At 70.9% G+C, this 13719-nt stretch carries 18 protein-coding genes and 5 tRNA genes; 12 read left to right on the plus strand and 11 right to left on the minus strand.

Features of this window, described 5'->3' with window-relative positions; translation table 11 throughout:
- Positions 1-12: 12 nt before the first annotated feature.
- Positions 13-465 carry a TIGR02611 family protein gene (locus NQU54_RS18660; protein ID WP_102936813.1) on the minus strand — a complete coding sequence of 151 codons (453 nt, stop codon included), beginning with the start codon at positions 463-465 and terminating at the stop codon, positions 13-15.
- Positions 466-655: 190 nt separating this feature from the next.
- On the opposite strand from NQU54_RS18660, the gene NQU54_RS18665 reads away from it, so the two are divergent.
- Together NQU54_RS18665 and NQU54_RS18670 are read left to right on the plus strand one after the other, a co-directional pair.
- Positions 656-1069, plus strand: coding sequence for an SsgA family sporulation/cell division regulator (locus NQU54_RS18665; RefSeq protein ID WP_003959770.1), 414 nt, complete (start codon positions 656-658; stop codon positions 1067-1069).
- Positions 1070-1342: 273 nt separating this feature from the next.
- On the plus strand, positions 1343-1912 hold the full coding sequence (locus tag NQU54_RS18670; RefSeq protein WP_069869744.1) for a CGNR zinc finger domain-containing protein: 570 nt from the start codon (positions 1343-1345) through the stop codon (positions 1910-1912).
- Positions 1913-1968: 56 nt separating this feature from the next.
- Here NQU54_RS18670 and NQU54_RS18675 read toward each other — a convergent pair whose 3' ends face one another.
- Positions 1969-2142: a hypothetical protein gene (locus NQU54_RS18675; protein WP_167459957.1), complete on the minus strand. Its 174-nt coding sequence runs from the start codon at positions 2140-2142 to the stop codon at positions 1969-1971.
- A gap of 68 nt (positions 2143-2210) precedes the next feature.
- Positions 2211-2669: a hypothetical protein gene (locus NQU54_RS18680; RefSeq protein WP_079259634.1), complete on the minus strand. Its 459-nt coding sequence runs from the start codon at positions 2667-2669 to the stop codon at positions 2211-2213.
- Positions 2670-2801: 132 nt separating this feature from the next.
- Here NQU54_RS18680 and NQU54_RS18685 point away from each other — a divergent pair, with 132 nt between their 5' ends.
- The gene (locus NQU54_RS18685; RefSeq protein WP_257632035.1) at positions 2802-3317 is read left to right on the plus strand and encodes a DsbA family protein; all 516 of its coding nucleotides are present in this window, start codon (positions 2802-2804) and stop codon (positions 3315-3317) included.
- A gap of 103 nt (positions 3318-3420) precedes the next feature.
- On the opposite strand, the gene NQU54_RS18690 is transcribed toward NQU54_RS18685, so the two are convergent.
- From NQU54_RS18690 to NQU54_RS18700, 3 genes are all read right to left on the minus strand, one after another.
- Positions 3421-4266, minus strand: coding sequence for a GNAT family N-acetyltransferase (locus tag NQU54_RS18690; protein ID WP_257632036.1), 846 nt, complete (start codon positions 4264-4266; stop codon positions 3421-3423).
- A 126-nt stretch (positions 4267-4392) separates the two neighbouring features.
- Positions 4393-5220, minus strand: a complete 828-nt coding sequence (locus NQU54_RS18695; protein WP_257632037.1) for an aminotransferase class IV — start codon at positions 5218-5220, stop codon at positions 4393-4395.
- Positions 5217-6272 carry a chorismate-binding protein gene (locus NQU54_RS18700; protein WP_257632038.1) on the minus strand — a complete coding sequence of 352 codons (1056 nt, stop codon included), beginning with the start codon at positions 6270-6272 and terminating at the stop codon, positions 5217-5219. Before NQU54_RS18700 ends, NQU54_RS18695 begins: the two co-directional genes overlap by 4 nt.
- 160 nt (positions 6273-6432) lie before the next feature.
- Here NQU54_RS18700 and NQU54_RS18705 point away from each other — a divergent pair.
- The 5 genes from NQU54_RS18705 to NQU54_RS18725 all read left to right on the plus strand — a co-directional run bounded on the left by NQU54_RS18705 (position 6433) and on the right by NQU54_RS18725 (position 6867).
- A tRNA-Gly gene (locus tag NQU54_RS18705) sits at positions 6433-6505 on the plus strand.
- 28 nt (positions 6506-6533) lie between these two features.
- A tRNA-Cys gene (locus NQU54_RS18710) sits at positions 6534-6604 on the plus strand.
- A 1-nt stretch (position 6605) separates the two neighbouring features.
- Positions 6606-6677: transfer RNA gene (locus NQU54_RS18715), tRNA-Val, on the plus strand.
- Between the two features lie 35 nt (positions 6678-6712).
- Positions 6713-6784: transfer RNA gene (locus NQU54_RS18720), tRNA-Val, on the plus strand.
- Positions 6785-6795: 11 nt separating this feature from the next.
- A tRNA-Val gene (locus tag NQU54_RS18725) sits at positions 6796-6867 on the plus strand.
- Positions 6868-6983: 116 nt separating this feature from the next.
- On the opposite strand, the gene NQU54_RS18730 is transcribed toward NQU54_RS18725, so the two are convergent.
- Both NQU54_RS18730 and NQU54_RS18735 read right to left on the minus strand, forming a co-directional pair.
- Positions 6984-7265 carry a TFIIB-type zinc ribbon-containing protein gene (locus NQU54_RS18730; protein WP_069869738.1) on the minus strand — a complete coding sequence of 94 codons (282 nt, stop codon included), beginning with the start codon at positions 7263-7265 and terminating at the stop codon, positions 6984-6986.
- 63 nt (positions 7266-7328) lie between these two features.
- The gene (locus NQU54_RS18735; RefSeq protein ID WP_372505935.1) at positions 7329-8366 is read right to left on the minus strand and encodes a phosphotransferase; all 1038 of its coding nucleotides are present in this window, start codon (positions 8364-8366) and stop codon (positions 7329-7331) included.
- A 266-nt stretch (positions 8367-8632) separates the two neighbouring features.
- Between NQU54_RS18735 and NQU54_RS18740 the strand changes: the two genes are divergently transcribed.
- The 3 genes from NQU54_RS18740 (at position 8633) to NQU54_RS18750 (ending at position 10806) form a co-directional block, all read left to right on the plus strand.
- Positions 8633-9853: a helix-turn-helix domain-containing protein gene (locus NQU54_RS18740; protein ID WP_257632039.1), complete on the plus strand. Its 1221-nt coding sequence runs from the start codon at positions 8633-8635 to the stop codon at positions 9851-9853.
- 111 nt (positions 9854-9964) lie between these two features.
- Entirely contained in the window at positions 9965-10564 is a 600-nt protein-coding gene (locus NQU54_RS18745; protein ID WP_257632040.1) for a hypothetical protein, read from the plus strand.
- Positions 10561-10806 carry a hypothetical protein gene (locus NQU54_RS18750; RefSeq protein WP_257632041.1) on the plus strand — a complete coding sequence of 82 codons (246 nt, stop codon included), beginning with the start codon at positions 10561-10563 and terminating at the stop codon, positions 10804-10806. Before NQU54_RS18745 ends, NQU54_RS18750 begins: the two co-directional genes overlap by 4 nt.
- A gap of 34 nt (positions 10807-10840) precedes the next feature.
- On the opposite strand, the gene NQU54_RS18755 is transcribed toward NQU54_RS18750, so the two are convergent.
- Entirely contained in the window at positions 10841-11257 is a 417-nt protein-coding gene (locus NQU54_RS18755) for a winged helix-turn-helix transcriptional regulator (protein WP_257632042.1), read from the minus strand.
- Positions 11258-11420: 163 nt separating this feature from the next.
- Between NQU54_RS18755 and NQU54_RS18760 the strand changes: the two genes are divergently transcribed.
- A complete protein-coding gene (locus NQU54_RS18760) occupies positions 11421-12338 on the plus strand; it encodes an MFS transporter (protein ID WP_257632079.1) in 918 nt (305 codons plus the stop codon).
- Positions 12339-12567: 229 nt separating this feature from the next.
- Here the strand turns inward: NQU54_RS18760 and NQU54_RS18765 are convergent, their stop codons facing one another.
- Together NQU54_RS18765 and NQU54_RS18770 are read right to left on the minus strand one after the other, a co-directional pair.
- Positions 12568-13062, minus strand: coding sequence for a hypothetical protein (locus tag NQU54_RS18765; RefSeq protein WP_257632043.1), 495 nt, complete (start codon positions 13060-13062; stop codon positions 12568-12570).
- Between the two features lie 284 nt (positions 13063-13346).
- Positions 13347-13565, minus strand: coding sequence for a hypothetical protein (locus NQU54_RS18770; protein WP_257632044.1), 219 nt, complete (start codon positions 13563-13565; stop codon positions 13347-13349).
- Positions 13566-13719: the final 154 nt, after the last annotated feature.

Below are 13719 nucleotides of genomic sequence, written 5' to 3' on the forward strand. Positions count from 1 at the left end.
ACCCGGGGCCGGTCACTGCTCGATCTTCCACGGCATCACGATGCCGAACTTCCACACATAGACCGACACCGCCACGGCACAGATCACCACCGCGACCGAGGTCAGTATCAGATTGCGCCTGCGCACCTTCGGGTCCAGGGCACGATGCGCCGCCTCGGTGACCTTGCGCTTGGTCCAGGCCAGCACCAGCTGGGCCCAGACGAACTCGGTCGCCCAGATCGCCATTCCGGCGAAGATCACCAGCCACCCCGGCCCGGGCAGCGGCAGCAGGACGATGCCCACGCCCACGACCCCGAGGCCGACGATGAACACGCCGACCTGCCAGCTCAGGTGGAGGGTGCGCGACCGCTTGATGAACCGCGGCGCCCGGGAGCCCAACACCGGCTCCCGCTTCGACGCATCGCCCCCCGCCGCGACCTGAGGCGCGCCGGTGGCCCCCTGCCGCTCGTCACTCTCCGCATTCATGTGACCCAACTTACCTGATCCTTCGAAGTCACCGGAACGGCGGTAGCGGCCACCCCGGAGCTGGGCCGCAAGAGCTACCAGAAGAGCCGCAAAACGGTCAGAGGGGTTTACAACGGCACCGTAGGTGGCATGTCGATTTCGCCGACGTGCGAATCCCCGAGCGCACACTGAGCGAAAGGCCCTGGCGCTTATGAACACCACGGTCAGCTGCGAGCTGCACCTGCGCCTCGTTGTGTCGAGCGAATCCTCACTGCCTGTACCCGCGGGCCTGCGGTATGACACGGCCGACCCTTACGCCGTGCACGCCACCTTCCACACCGGAGCCGAAGAGACGGTCGAATGGGTGTTCGCCCGCGATCTTCTCGCCGAGGGTCTGCACCGGCCCACCGGCACCGGCGACGTCCGCGTGTGGCCGTCCCGCAGCCACGGCCAGGGAGTCGTCTGCATCGCCCTGAGCTCCCCGGAGGGGGAGGCACTGCTCGAAGCCCCGGCGCGGGCCCTGGAGTCGTTCCTGAAGCGAACGGACGCCGCGGTGCCACCCGGTACCGAACACCGTCATTTCGACCTCGACACAGAGCTCTCCCACATCCTGGCGGAGAGCTGAGACCCGGCGAGAGCTGAGCGCTCGGCCGTCCGACTCGGGGAGACGGCGCAAGCCTGAGCGCAACATTTCAGTACCGAAGATCCCGACCACGGCAATCCCGACAACGGCAGAGGCAGGCGACGGTGCCGTCGCCGCGGCACCGCCCGCGGTGGCGGCACCGTCGTGTTAACACCCGGCCGCTTGGTGAACGCCCGGCGCCCGGCAGGACTAGAGTCGGGCAGATCGAGGGCCGCCCAGGGGCAGCCGCCGACCCAGCCGGCCAGGGAGCCAATCGTGCTGATCAACCACGACACCCGGTGCTCGCTCGACGCCGTCGTCGATCTGGTGAACACCGCGCCCGAGGGCGCGGAGGGGGACGGCCTCGCGGATGTCGCCGCACTCCGCCGGTTCGTCGAGCGCAATGTGATCAGCGACATCGGCACGCTCGGGGAGCGTGACCTCATCGCCGTCCGGGCCGTACGAGCCCGGTTCGCCGAGGTCTTCGCCACGGCCGGGAGCGAAAGCGCCACCCGCCGCACCGCGGAACTGCTCAACACGATGATCGCCGCGGCCGGCACCACCCCCCGGCTCACCGACCACGACGGCTACGACTGGCATGTGCACTACTTCGCACCCGGTGCCTCGCTCGCCGACCACCTCACCGCCGACTGCGGCATGGCACTGGCGTTCCTGGTGGTGGGCGGCGAGCAGGAGCGGCTGCGCCGCTGTGAGGCCCCGGACTGCCGCCACGCCTTCGTGGACCTGTCCCGCAATCGCTCCCGGCGCTACTGCGACAGCCGCACCTGCGGCAACCGGCTGCATGTCGCCGCCTACCGCGCCCGGCGCCGCGAGGCCGCGAGCTGACCGCCCACGCCCGGGAGGTCGGGGCCGGGCGGTCGGGGAGCGGACGGGTCGCCGCCTCACCACCGGTAGAGGTCGTGAACGGCGGTGCCGACGAGCAGAGTGCCGATGAACGCCAGGAACAGCATCAGCGGGGGCTGCGAGAGGGCGAAGAGACAGCCACGGGTCTCGTCGCTCGGCGGAACTGGGGGTCCTTCGATGGGGGATTGCTCCCCGGGCGGTGATTGCAACATCTCGCGGAGATCATGACCTAGCCATGGCACCGCCTGCGACCAGTGATCGTTATTTGATCGGTCGCTTGTCAGATCCCGTGCTTTTTGAGTATCGCCTCGATGTCCGAGAAGTCATCTGTGCCAGAGCTCGTTCCGCCCTTGACCTTCGGCTTTCCGGCCCCCTTGGCACCGGTGGCCCCCCGGCCGGGCCCCAGGGCGGGCTCCGAGGCCCCCGCGGACACCCCGGCCCGTTCCGCCGCGGCCGCCGCGCGCCGCTCCTTACGGGTGCCGCCGGAGCGGCGCTCGACCGCCCGGCTGATCATGAACAGCGCCCAGGAGACGCCGAGCACACCGAAGCCCAGCCAGACACTCGGCTTGAAGACCAGGTCGGCCACCCAGTCCAGGACGCCGGTCATCGCCAGGCCGAGCGGGATCAGGGCATAGGCGGCGATCCGGGTCGCGGCCAGGAACCGCTTGCGGTAGGCGGTCAGCCCGGCGATGCCCAGACCGGCCGCGGAGAGCGCGGCACATACGGTGTCGGTCAGCATCGTTCCTCCCGCGACTGGGTTTCCGGTATGTCCATCGTGCACCCCGTAAGGCGAACCGGGCCATGGCCAGGGCCCGGGATCAGGGACATCTCCGGGTACGGACCAGGGTCCAGGGGCTGGAAGACTGACCCCATGAGCCACACCGACCCCTCCTCTCGCCCCGTGCTCGACGTCTGGTTCGAATTGCAGTGCCCCGACTGCCGTACCGCACTGGCCGATCTGCGCGCGCTGCGCGACCGGTTCCAGGACACCCTGGAGATCCGGCTGCGCCACTTCCCGCTGGAGCGCCACCAGCACGCCCACGCGGCGGCCCAGGCGGCCGAGGAGGCCATCGCCCAGGGGCGCGGCTGGCCGTTCGTCGAGGCCGTCCTGGAGCGCGCCGAGGAGCTCGGGAAGCGCGGTGAGCCGCTGCTGGTGGAGGTGGCCCGGGAACTGGGGCTGGACGCCGAGGAGATGGACACCGCGCTGGTGGACGGGCGGCACATCCTGATCGTGGACGCGGACCAGGCCGAGGGCAAAGCGATCGGGGTCACCGGCACCCCCACGTATGTGATCGGCGGCGAACGGCTCGACGGCGGCAAGAGCCAGGAGGGGCTGCGGGAGCGCGTCGAGGAGATCGCCGTCCGCCTCATCGCCGAGCGCCCGTAAGGCCGCCGGAAAACCGGAAAAGCCGGCGCCCGTAAGAACGCCGGGAAGTACGAGCCGTCCCAAGGGCCTCCGGAAGGGCCTCGGGCCGGGGCCCGCCGGGCCCTCAGAGCAGCGGCTTGTAGAACTCGTACTGGGTCGGCTCGTAGCCCAGCGACTCGTACAGCCGCAGCGCCGGGGTGTTGCCGCCGAAGACACGCAGGCCCAGGCTGTGCGCCCCGTGCGCAAGGCTCTCGCGCTCGGCGCCCAGCATCAGGGTGCGGCCGTGTCCATGTCCGCGGTGCTCCGCGGCGACCTCGACGGCGAAGACGTACGCCTCCCCGTCCTCGGCCGCCTCCGGCTCCCCCGGGCGCAGCGCGAGCCAGAGGGTGCCCAGGTCCGTACCGCCGTGGGCGAGGATGCGCAGCAGGGCCCCGGGGGTGTCCGGGCCCTGCGGCAGCAGCCTGGCGTAGTCGGTGTCCGCCTTGGTCTCGGCCTGCTCCTGGCTGAGTCCGCGCTCCAGCAGATCGGCGATGTACCCGGTCCGCTCCCTGGCGCGCCACGCCGGGTACTCGGCCGCCGCCATGGGACGGATCACGCTGTCCCCGGGCAGCTCGGGCGGCTCGGTGAGCCGCTTGAGCATGTTGCGTCCGCGCTCGCGGTAGCCAAGCGCGGACGCGAGCCCGAGGGCGGTCGTGGCCTGCGCGGGGACGTTCACCACCAGCTGGGTGCAGCCCCAGCCGCGCAGCACCTCCTCGGCCGCGAGCGCGGCCACCGTGCCGCGGCCCCGGTGCCGCTCGGCCTCGTCGATGTGGAGCCGCTCGATGCACCCGGCCGCCCTGCCCAGGCGGGCGTCGGTGGCGAGGCGGACGGAGCCGATGGGACGGCTGTTGACGCACACCTCGTACGAGCGGGCACGCCCGCCGCCGTCGGTCCGCTGTTCGGGCACGGTGGGCCGCAAAGTGGTGGTCACGAAGGTGTTCTACCTGCCCGCCGGGCGATCGTCACCCGGTTTGTTCGCACGGATCCGCCGCGACCCGCTTGGTACGGGTCCGCCGCTGTACGGGTCCGCCGCGCGGATCCGCCGCGACCGGCCCGGTCAGGGGTCGATGTCGGCGGCCGCCCGCTCGATGAAGATCCGCAGGGCCTCGGCGGTGACCGGGCCGGGGGCGCCGGGCAGGGTGTGGTCGTCCACCCGGTGCACGGCCTGTACATCGCGGGTCGTGGAGGTCAGGAAGACCTCCTCGGCCCCGCGCAGCGCCTCCAGCGGCAGATCGGTCTCCTTGGCGCCCACCCACTCCAGCACCAGGGCGCGAGTGATCCCGGCGAGGCAGCCGGAGGAGAGCGGCGGGGTGTGCAACTGGCCGTCGAGGACCACGAAGACATTGGTGCCGGTGCCCTCGCAGAGCGCGCCGACCGTGTTGCCGAAGAGGGCCTCGGTGGCGCCGTGCTCGTGGGCGCGGGCGAGCGCGATCACGTTCTCGCCGTACGAGGTGGTCTTCAGGCCGGTGAGCGCCCCGCGCTCGTTGCGCGCCCAGGGGACGGTGATCACGGCCGTGGCGTCGGGCCGGCGGGCCGCCTCGATCAGCGCCACCACCAGGGTGGGCCCGGCCGTGCCCCGGTCGGAGCCGAGTGGCGAGATCCCTCCGGTGTAGGTGATCCTCAGCCGTCCGAACGGCACGGGGTGGGCCTTGAGAACCTCTTCGCAGCCCCGCCGCACCTCGTCCAGGTCCGGCTCGGGAAGCCCCAGGCCCCGGGCCGAGCGGGCCAGCCGCCGCAGATGGCGGGTGAGGGCGAAGGGCTGTCCCTCGGTGGCCTTGACGGTCTCGAAGACGCCGTCGCCGACCGTGAGCCCATGGTCGAACACGGACACCATGGCGCTGTCCCCGTCGCGGAGGGATCCATCGAGCCAGATGGCCGGTTTCATCGTGTCGCCCTTCCCGTCGGCTGCTGTACACCCGACGCTACCGCGAGCAGCCGGGCGGCCTTCAGTTCCGTTTCGTCCCATTCGCGCCGCGGCTCCGAGCCCCAGGTGATGCCCGCTCCGGTGCCGAACCGCAGCACGGCCCCGGCCGGGCCGCGGTCGATCCAGAAGGTCCGTATCCCGACCGCCAGCTCACCGGTGCCGCGGTCGGCGTCGACCCAGCCGATACCGCCGCAGTACGGGCCGCGGGGTGCGGTCTCCAGCTCCCCGATGACGCGCAGCGCACTGGACTTGGGCGCGCCGGTGACCGATCCGGGCGGGAAGGTGGCCGCGAGCAGCTCCGCCCAGCCGGTGCCGGGGGCGAGTTCGCCCCGCACCGTGGAGACGAGGTGGACCAGACCGGGGTGCGGTTCGACGGCGCAGAGCGCCGGAACGGTCACCGAGCCGGTGGCGCAGACCCGGCCCAGGTCGTTGCGGACCAGGTCCACGATCATCACGTTCTCGGCGTGGTCCTTCTCCAGCAGGTCCCCGGGGACGCGGCCGGTGCCCTTGATGGGGCCGGACTCCACGGTGCGCCCGGAGCGCCGCAGGAACAGCTCGGGCGAGGCCGTGGCCACCTCCACCCCGTGGGCGGGCAGCCTTACGGTGCCCGCGTACGGGGCCGGGTTGCCCAGGGCCAGCAGCCTGGTCAGCGCGTCCACATCGGCCGCGGCCGGATCGGGCAGCGGCGCGGACAGCACCCGGCAGAGGTTGGCCTGGTAGACCTCGCCGGTCGCGATGCGCCGCCGGATGTCGCGCACGCCCGCGGTATAGGCGGCCCGGTCCAGTGACGAGGTCCACTCCCCGGCCGCGGGGCCGCGCCAGCCGCCGGGCGCGGGAGGCGGTACGGGCTCGGTCCGTACATCCCCGAAGCGGGCACAGGTCAGCCGGCCCTCGAAGTCGGCGACAACGGCCCAGAAACCCTGGGTGTCCAGGGCCGACGGGTCGCTGGTCACCTCGCGCAGATCGGTGGCGAGCAGGTCGCCGAAGCGGGCGAGCGGGGGCAGGTCGGGCACGGTCGCGAGTCTATGGTGGCCAGGTCAGGGCGGCCTCGGCAGGGAGCGCGGCGGGCGAGCAGCGCAGCACGCTGCGGAAACGGAATTTGAGCTGGCCCCGGAATCCGCTAGAGTTCAACACGTCGCCGGGACGCGGAAGCGCCCCGGAGAAACGACACCTGCGGACGTGGCTCAGTTGGTAGAGCATCACCTTGCCAAGGTGAGGGTCGCGAGTTCGAATCTCGTCGTCCGCTCGGTGTGGGGGTTTCGATCCCCACGGCTGGTGGAGTGGCCGAGAGGCGAGGCAACGGCCTGCAAAGCCGTCTACACGGGTTCAAATCCCGTCTCCACCTCGGACGATTAGCTCAGCGGGAGAGCGCTTCCCTGACACGGAAGAGGTCACTGGTTCAATCCCAGTATCGTCCACTCGGGTCTGCCCCTTCCGGGATCAGGTCCACCCCGCGCGATTAGCTCAGCGGGAGAGCGCTTCCCTGACACGGAAGAGGTCACTGGTTCAATCCCAGTATCGCGCACGCAGTCCCGCGGACGATTAGCTCAGCGGGAGAGCGCTTCCCTGACACGGAAGAGGTCACTGGTTCAATCCCAGTATCGTCCACACCGATCGGCGGAGGGCCGGAGCGAAAAGCTCCGGCCCTCCGGCGTTTCCCACGTTTCCCGGGGCGGCGTCGCGCGGGTCGCTCAGGACGTCGCGCGGGTCGCTCGGGGAGTCGCTCAGGACGAGAAGAGCATGTGCCCGAAGCCCCGCTTGTGGTGTCCGTGGTGACCGCCGTAGTGCCCGTGCTGCGGGGCGCCCCACGCGGGTGCGGCCGGGTACGCCTGTGGAGCGCCGGGCGGGGCGGGCGGCGCCGCTTGCGTCCACTGCGACTCAAGGCGAGTCAGCGCCTCCAGCTCCCCGTAGTCCAGAAAGATCCCCCGGCAGCCGCTGCACTGCTCTATCTGCACGCCGTTGCGGTTGTACGTGTGCATCGGCGCATGGCACTTGGGACACTGCATGGTCCGCTCAACTCCTCATGCTTCGGGCAAGCACGCCGGAACGTCCGTTCGTGCGTGTGGACTTCACCCTACGGCCTCCATGAAGCGGGCGATGCGGACCGACGCCTCCACCATCGCCTCCTCCGCCTCGTCCAACGCGCGCCCGGCGGCCGCCGCCTTGGCGAGCGCGAGCGCGGCGGTCTGGACGGTGAGGGCGCGGGCCGGCACATCCAGCCGCGGCCAGGGGTCGCGCGGCCCCGCGGCGGAACCGCCCGCGGCCCGGTACGCCCCGAGGAACCGCTCCCAGTCCTCGGGGGCGAGCAGCCCGGCCGCGTACCAGGCGGCGGGCCGCGCCAGGTCCCAGGCCGGGTCGCCCAGGCCGAGATCGTCGATGTCGATCAGCCGCCAGTCGGTGGCGCGGGGGCGGATGAGCTGGCCGAGGTGGAGATCACCGTGACAGAGGCCCCGGGCCTCGGGCCGCTCGCCGCGATCCGCGCGGTCCGCATGGTTCGTGCCGTCCGCGCGATTCGCATGGTTCGTGCCGTCCGCGCGATTCGTATGGTTCGTGCCGTCCGGGCGATCCGTGTGGTTCGTGCCGTCCGCGCGGTCCACGCCCCGCGCCCAGCCGGGCAGACCGGCCCAGGCCCGCAGTACGGCCCTGGTGGCCGCGGTGTCGGGGAGCGCCGCCGCCCGCAGCCGGGCGATGGCGCGGGCCACCTTGGCCGGGCCGCCCATCGCCGGGAGCGGGCCCGGCAGTTCGCCGACCGGCACCGCGTGCAGCCGGGCCAGCAGGCTCCCCGCCTCGGTCCATGGGGCGGCGTCCGGCGCGTCGGGCGCCACGGGTTCGCCGTACGGCCAAAGGGTGACCATCCGGCCGTCGGGCAGCGGGGCCATGCCGTCGACCGGCGGCAGCAGTATCCCCGCGCACCGGGGGTGCGCCGCGACGCCGAGCCGGACGGCCAGCTCGGCCGGGTCCGTACCGGGCGGATGTGCCTTGGCGACGACGTGACCGCACCGGACGACGGTGGCGTCGGGGCGGTCGGCCAGCACGGTCACCTCGGCGGTGGCGTCACGCCGGGCTCGGCGGACGGCGGTGGCGAGCTGCGTCGCGGTTCGGCTCACGGCTCCCCCCTGTCATCGGCTGCCCCGGGATCGTAGCCGCTGCCGGGCGGGGCGCCGGGGGTCCGGGTCCCCTGGCGCCGGGCGGTCACCCGAGTGCGGGGCCGTGGCCGTCTTCGACGGCGCCGAAGTCCCGACGTCCCGGTGCGTTCACCGCAACGCGCCGATCCGGAAACACGTCGGCCCTCACCGGAGTGAGGGCCGAACGAGGGCGCCCCGGAGCCGACCAGGGGTACATTGCGAGTGTCAGCACGCAATTGGGAGTCAGTATGCCCGAGACCAGCGACAAGCACATCGGCGCCCGAATCCGCGAATTCCGCCTCATCCGAGACTTCTCCCTCGCCGAGCTGGGCCGACGTGCCCACGTTTCCACCAGTCAGCTCTCCCGGGTAGAGACAGGCGAGCAGCCCGCCAGCCCGTCCGTTCTGGCGGCGGTGGCCCAAGCACTCGGAGTCACTCTGTCCGTCTTGCACGGCCAGCCGTACATCCACATGCTCCAGAAGGATCAGCTTGACCGGCTGCTCGCGCCGATCAGCAGCGCCCTGGATGCCTGGGACATTCCTCCCGAAGACGATCTCCCGCTACGCCCGTTGGACGACATCGCGGCAGACACGAAGGTCGTCGCCAAGAGGCGCGCGCGGGGGGAGTTCGGGGCGGTGGCGGAGGCACTGCCCGAACTCATCACCGATACGGCTCTCGCCGTACAGACGTACACCGTGCCGAGCAGGGACCGCGAGCGAGCGCACAACCTTCAAGCCGAGATCGCGCGGACAACGGCGATCGTCGCGTACCGGCTCGGCTACATGGACCTGGCCCGGCTCGCTCTGGCGCGCATGGCCGTAGCGGCGCCACAGTCCGGCGACCCGCGTCAGGTCGCCGTCGAGAGGTACGAGCGGGCCGTCATCACCCACGCCGAGACCTCACGGCCTGATCGCGGCGTGGCCCTGATGAAGCGCGCCCTGCGCGACCTGGAAGACGACGGCGACCCGGCAACCATGGCCGTGCGGGGCACCCTGCTCCTACGCGCCTCGGCACTCTCCGCGGTACAGAAGGACCACACCGCCGCCGGGGACTGGCTCGCCCAGGCCAACGAACTCGCGGAGGCCGGTGCTGCCGCTGACGCTGCCGACGACCCGCCAGGATCCCGCTACGCCCTGGCGTTCGGGGAGCTGAACGTCAATCTTGGGCGACTGGACGTCGCGATGTTCCAAGACGACTACGAAACCGCGGTCCGCGTCGCTGACGAGGTGCGACTGCCCGACTCGTACCAGCCGACTCGGGTGGCCGGCTTCCTGATCCGGCGCGCCAGCGCGGAGGCTTGGACGGCCCGCCATGACAAGGCTCTCGCCTCGTTGCAGCAAGCGCGCGATCAGGCCCCGCAGTTGACCCGCTACCACCCCGACGTACACCAGACGGTCGGGACGCTGCTGCGGGCCCGGCAGAGGGCGGCCGAACCCCTGCGTGAGTTCGCCCAGTGGAGCGGCGTGTAGCCAACCGAACACACAATGTCAAGGCTCCAGCGTCCCTACCTTAGGGACATCGGGGCCTTCCTATGTCGGCACTCTGTGACGGTCAACACATTGCCGTGCACGGAGCAGACCATGACGACCAATGCTTTGCCATGGGCACCACCGACCGAAGACATCGAGGCGTTACCGGTGGGCGAATGGTGGGACGCCGTCTCGGCGCCCGCCCCTGTCGCCGACCGCGCGCTATCGCTGCTCGGCGACCGCTCCGGCGCCGTCATACAGGACGGCACCCACGGCAAGGCGTACTGGCTGATCGAAGTGAACACCGCCCAGAGCTGGTGCGTGCGTCAGGTCCACGTCCTCACCCGGCTGGTGGACGAAAAGACACTCATCGGCATTCCTCCGGCGACATGGACTCGCGACCACGACACCTACTGGCGGGTGCCGTACCGCATCGACCGCTATCTCACCGACACCCGGCAGCTCCATGAGGCCCTGGCTCAGGCGTCCTGGGAGGTCCTCGGCCCGAAGCCGAACGGCCGTCAGCTCTGCCATCGGTGCCAGTTGCCCACGGACGAGCCGATCCCTGTGCCCGTCGAGCACACCGGCAGTGTCGCCGCGGCGACCCGCTACGTCTGCCCCATGCACGCCCGCAACTACCCACACACCGACGACACCGTGCTGCGGGCCGCCGCCAGGCGCCGCGCCCTCGACCAGGGCAGGTCGCGATGACGGACCCCGAGCACAGCACCGAAGACGCGCACACCACCGAAGACGCGCGCACCGCCGAAGAGACGCACGCCGGCGAAGAGCCCAAGGACCCGTTCGCCGACGAGGCGTGGCGTGCGGCCATCGAGCACGCCGCGGGCTGCCCGGCCTGCCGGACACCCGGCGCCGGGTGCGAGACCGGGGAGCGGCTGTTGCGCACCTACGAGGAGGCCGCGCGGAAGGCCCGGTCGGAGGAGGGCGTATGAAGCGGGCCCGGCCCGGACCCCGTCGATACGCCGTCTACGCGCTCCGGGCCTCCCCTGCGCGCTGGTCGTATTCGGCGCGAGCGGCGGCGATCTTGTCCTGGTGGTCCTCGGTCCAGGCGACGAGCGCCTGGATGGTGTGGTGCAGCGTCGCTCCCATCGGGGTGAGCCGGTAGTCCACGCGCGGCGGGACGACCGGGTGCACCGTGCGGTGCACCCGGTCGTCGCGCTCCAGTTGGCGCAGTGTCACCGTCAGCATGCGCTGACTGACCCCGTCGATCTCGCGCCGCAGTTCGGTGAAGCGCAGGGTACGGCGGTCGAGCAGGGCGATGACGAGCAGCGACCACTTGTCGGCCACGCGGTCGAGGATCTGACGGAACTCGCAGCCTTCCCGGGTGTCCCACTGGCGGGCCTGGTCGTCATCGGTTCCCGTGCAGTGACTGGGTGACTTCAAAGTGCCTTCTTCCACGGTCGTTCAGGGTGCCCCAGGATCGAGGCGGTAACAAGAGGGAACTGCCCGGCGGTTCGGTAACCGCCGCCCGCGACGCCTTCGTTCTCTCTTGCCTCCCCCTGCCTTCCCTTTCGCTTCGAGGAGGCGTCCTGTGTCCACGCCATCCATGTCACCACCGCCGGAGCCCGACGGCGCCCGCCTGAGCGGGCGCGCCTGGGGAGTGCTCTTCGTACTGTGTGGCGCGATCTTCCTGGAGGGCATCGATGTGGCCATGCTCAATGTGGCCCTCCCGTCGATCCGTGTCGACCTGGGCATGTCCACCGGTGAACTCCAGTGGGTGATGAGCGCGTACGTCGTGGGTTACGGCGGGTTCATGCTGCTGGGCGGACGAGCGGCGGACCTCTTCGGCCGCCGGCGGACGTTTCTGCTCTGGCTCACCGTGTTCCTGCTCTTTTCCGGTCTGGGCGGCTTCGCCGAAGATGGAAGCACGCTGATCGTCGCCCGGTTTGTGACGGGGGTCGCCGCCGCGTTCATGACTCCGGCCGGGCTGGTGATCGGCATCGACGCCGCGCTCTCCCCCACCCTCACCCCCAGACTCGTCAACCGCTTCGGCAACGCCCGGGTCATCTTCGGCGGCCTGGTGCTGGCCGTGCTGTCGTACGCCCTGTTCCTGCCGGTCGGCGACGACTGGACGTACGCGGCGATGTTCCCCAGCCTCATCACCCTCGGCCTGGCGTTCTCCCTGGCCTACGGCCCGCTCACCATCGTCGCCACCGAGGGGATCGACGAGGAGGAGCAGGGACTCACGGGCGGTCTCCTCTACACCGCCTTCCAGTTCGGCGCCGCCCTCGGCCTGTCCACCGTCACCGCAGTCAACATCGCGGCCACCGCTGAGGGCGGATCCCCCAAGGCCCTGCTCGACGGCTACCACGCCGCCCTGCTCGTCCCACTCATCGCGGCCGCCCTCGCCGCGCTCATCAGCGCGTTCGGCCTCCGGGATCGCCCCGGTGCGGCTGCTGACGATGCCCCGCGGGCCGCGCCGGGCGCCGCCGAAGGCGCCGAGACGGCGGAAGCGGCGCGGTGAAGCCCCGCGGAGAAGAAGGTGGCGCCATGACGCTGACAGAGCGCTCCTTCTCCGCTCCGGATCCGGACCGTCGAAGACGGGGCATAGTGCCCCTCAGCGCGCCCTCGGCCACGGCCGGGGGCGCACCCCGTGTTTCGACTCTGTCCGACGGATCATGTACAGGCCGAGGTGACGGCGATCCTCGCCGAGATCGGAGCAGGCGCACCCGACCCCGCCGGGGGAATTCCACTCAGCCGGGGATCCAATCTTTCGCCTGGCCATCCCACTGGTACAGTGCGCCTTCAGGATTTACGCGGGGGACACAGATCCATCCATCTCGCACCCAGGAAACACGACAAAAACCAATGCCGTCCGGCGGCCCCGCATCGCAAAGGTCGAAAAGTTGGGCAAGGCCCTCAGGGGGAAGATCCAGCGGCACAATGATTTTTCCCCAGTCGTTTTCCGGACGCAGTAAAAGGCGCCTTGCCCTGGTCGACTCTCCGCCGCGCTGTTCCTCCACCTGACGTCGGAGGAACCGGCGTACTGCACTGCGTGTGGATTCATCTACGGCGCCGGCCAGCCGATTGCCGAAGTGGGTGGCCACTGCTTGGACGAACGGCGCCGCCGCCAGGACAACAAGGGCTTCACCAACGTACCGACCGGCGGTGCTGTCGTATGGGCCTTGCCGCCAATGGTTCCTATTCTGCTCGTCCACCATGCGTCCCCCTTCCAGCATCTTGAACATCACAAGCGCACTACAGAGTGTCAGAAATGGGGACCAGTGGCGATACATCCTGGGCTGGTCGAGGACCTGACCGCGGCGAGGGCGGGCCGGCGCGCCGCCAACCGGCGAGGCACGCCGCCCGTTTCAGAGGGCGCTCATGGCGGTCGAAATCGGTTCTGAAAGGCGCGATGCCCGGACAGCTCCCCAGCTGTCCGGGCATTCGTGCCGTCCGCCGCACCCCCGTCCCCACGGGGTTTAATGGCCGGAAGTCCCCGGCCCGGGCCGCTCTCCCGGGCCCGGAGCGCTTAGCGCCCCAGCATTCCCGCCACGGACGACGCCTGTGTGACGACGGCATCCCAGCCGCCGAAGGTGACGGTCAGGAGGATGGCCATCGGCAGCACCATCGCCGCCGCGACCAGAGGATGGCGGGTGCCGGTCTGCGGACCGCCGAACGCGTCGAGCGCCGCGTCCACGGACCCGCGACGACGTGTCCGGATGATCGTGCGTCCAGCCGTGTCCGCCATCGTCCCTCCTCCGTCACATCTGGGGGCGGCGAGCGTCTGACCTCGGGGGACGAGTGCTGCGCCCGCCGCTTGACGACTACATTAGGCGCGCAACCCGGTGCTCGGCGTCATGCCTTCGTATCGATTGCCGGGCCTCCCGGAGGATGACCCCGGG

The organism is Streptomyces malaysiensis subsp. samsunensis (assembly GCF_024519315.1).
Taxonomy (GTDB): domain Bacteria; phylum Actinomycetota; class Actinomycetes; order Streptomycetales; family Streptomycetaceae; genus Streptomyces; species Streptomyces malaysiensis.

What these genes read in the sequence shown, in the direction of transcription:
- NQU54_RS18765 (WP_257632043.1), bottom strand. Translation starts at nt 13,062, where the DNA reads ATGTTCAAGATGCTGGAAGGGGGACGCATGGTGGACGAGCAGAATAGG.
- NQU54_RS18740 (WP_257632039.1), top strand. Translation starts at nt 8,633, where the DNA reads ATGCCCGAGACCAGCGACAAGCACATCGGCGCCCGAATCCGCGAATTC.
- NQU54_RS18680 (WP_079259634.1), bottom strand. Translation starts at nt 2,669, where the DNA reads ATGCTGACCGACACCGTATGTGCCGCGCTCTCCGCGGCCGGTCTGGGC.
- NQU54_RS18770 (WP_257632044.1), bottom strand. Translation starts at nt 13,565, where the DNA reads ATGGCGGACACGGCTGGACGCACGATCATCCGGACACGTCGTCGCGGG.
- NQU54_RS18675 (WP_167459957.1), bottom strand. Translation starts at nt 2,142, where the DNA reads ATGTTGCAATCACCGCCCGGGGAGCAATCCCCCATCGAAGGACCCCCA.
- NQU54_RS18685 (WP_257632035.1), top strand. Translation starts at nt 2,802, where the DNA reads ATGAGCCACACCGACCCCTCCTCTCGCCCCGTGCTCGACGTCTGGTTC.
- NQU54_RS18745 (WP_257632040.1), top strand. Translation starts at nt 9,965, where the DNA reads ATGACGACCAATGCTTTGCCATGGGCACCACCGACCGAAGACATCGAG.
- NQU54_RS18730 (WP_069869738.1), bottom strand. Translation starts at nt 7,265, where the DNA reads ATGCAGTGTCCCAAGTGCCATGCGCCGATGCACACGTACAACCGCAAC.
- NQU54_RS18665 (WP_003959770.1), top strand. Translation starts at nt 656, where the DNA reads ATGAACACCACGGTCAGCTGCGAGCTGCACCTGCGCCTCGTTGTGTCG.
- NQU54_RS18660 (WP_102936813.1), bottom strand. Translation starts at nt 465, where the DNA reads ATGAATGCGGAGAGTGACGAGCGGCAGGGGGCCACCGGCGCGCCTCAG.
- NQU54_RS18695 (WP_257632037.1), bottom strand. Translation starts at nt 5,220, where the DNA reads ATGAAACCGGCCATCTGGCTCGATGGATCCCTCCGCGACGGGGACAGC.
- NQU54_RS18760 (WP_257632079.1), top strand. Translation starts at nt 11,421, where the DNA reads ATGTCACCACCGCCGGAGCCCGACGGCGCCCGCCTGAGCGGGCGCGCC.
- NQU54_RS18750 (WP_257632041.1), top strand. Translation starts at nt 10,561, where the DNA reads ATGACGGACCCCGAGCACAGCACCGAAGACGCGCACACCACCGAAGAC.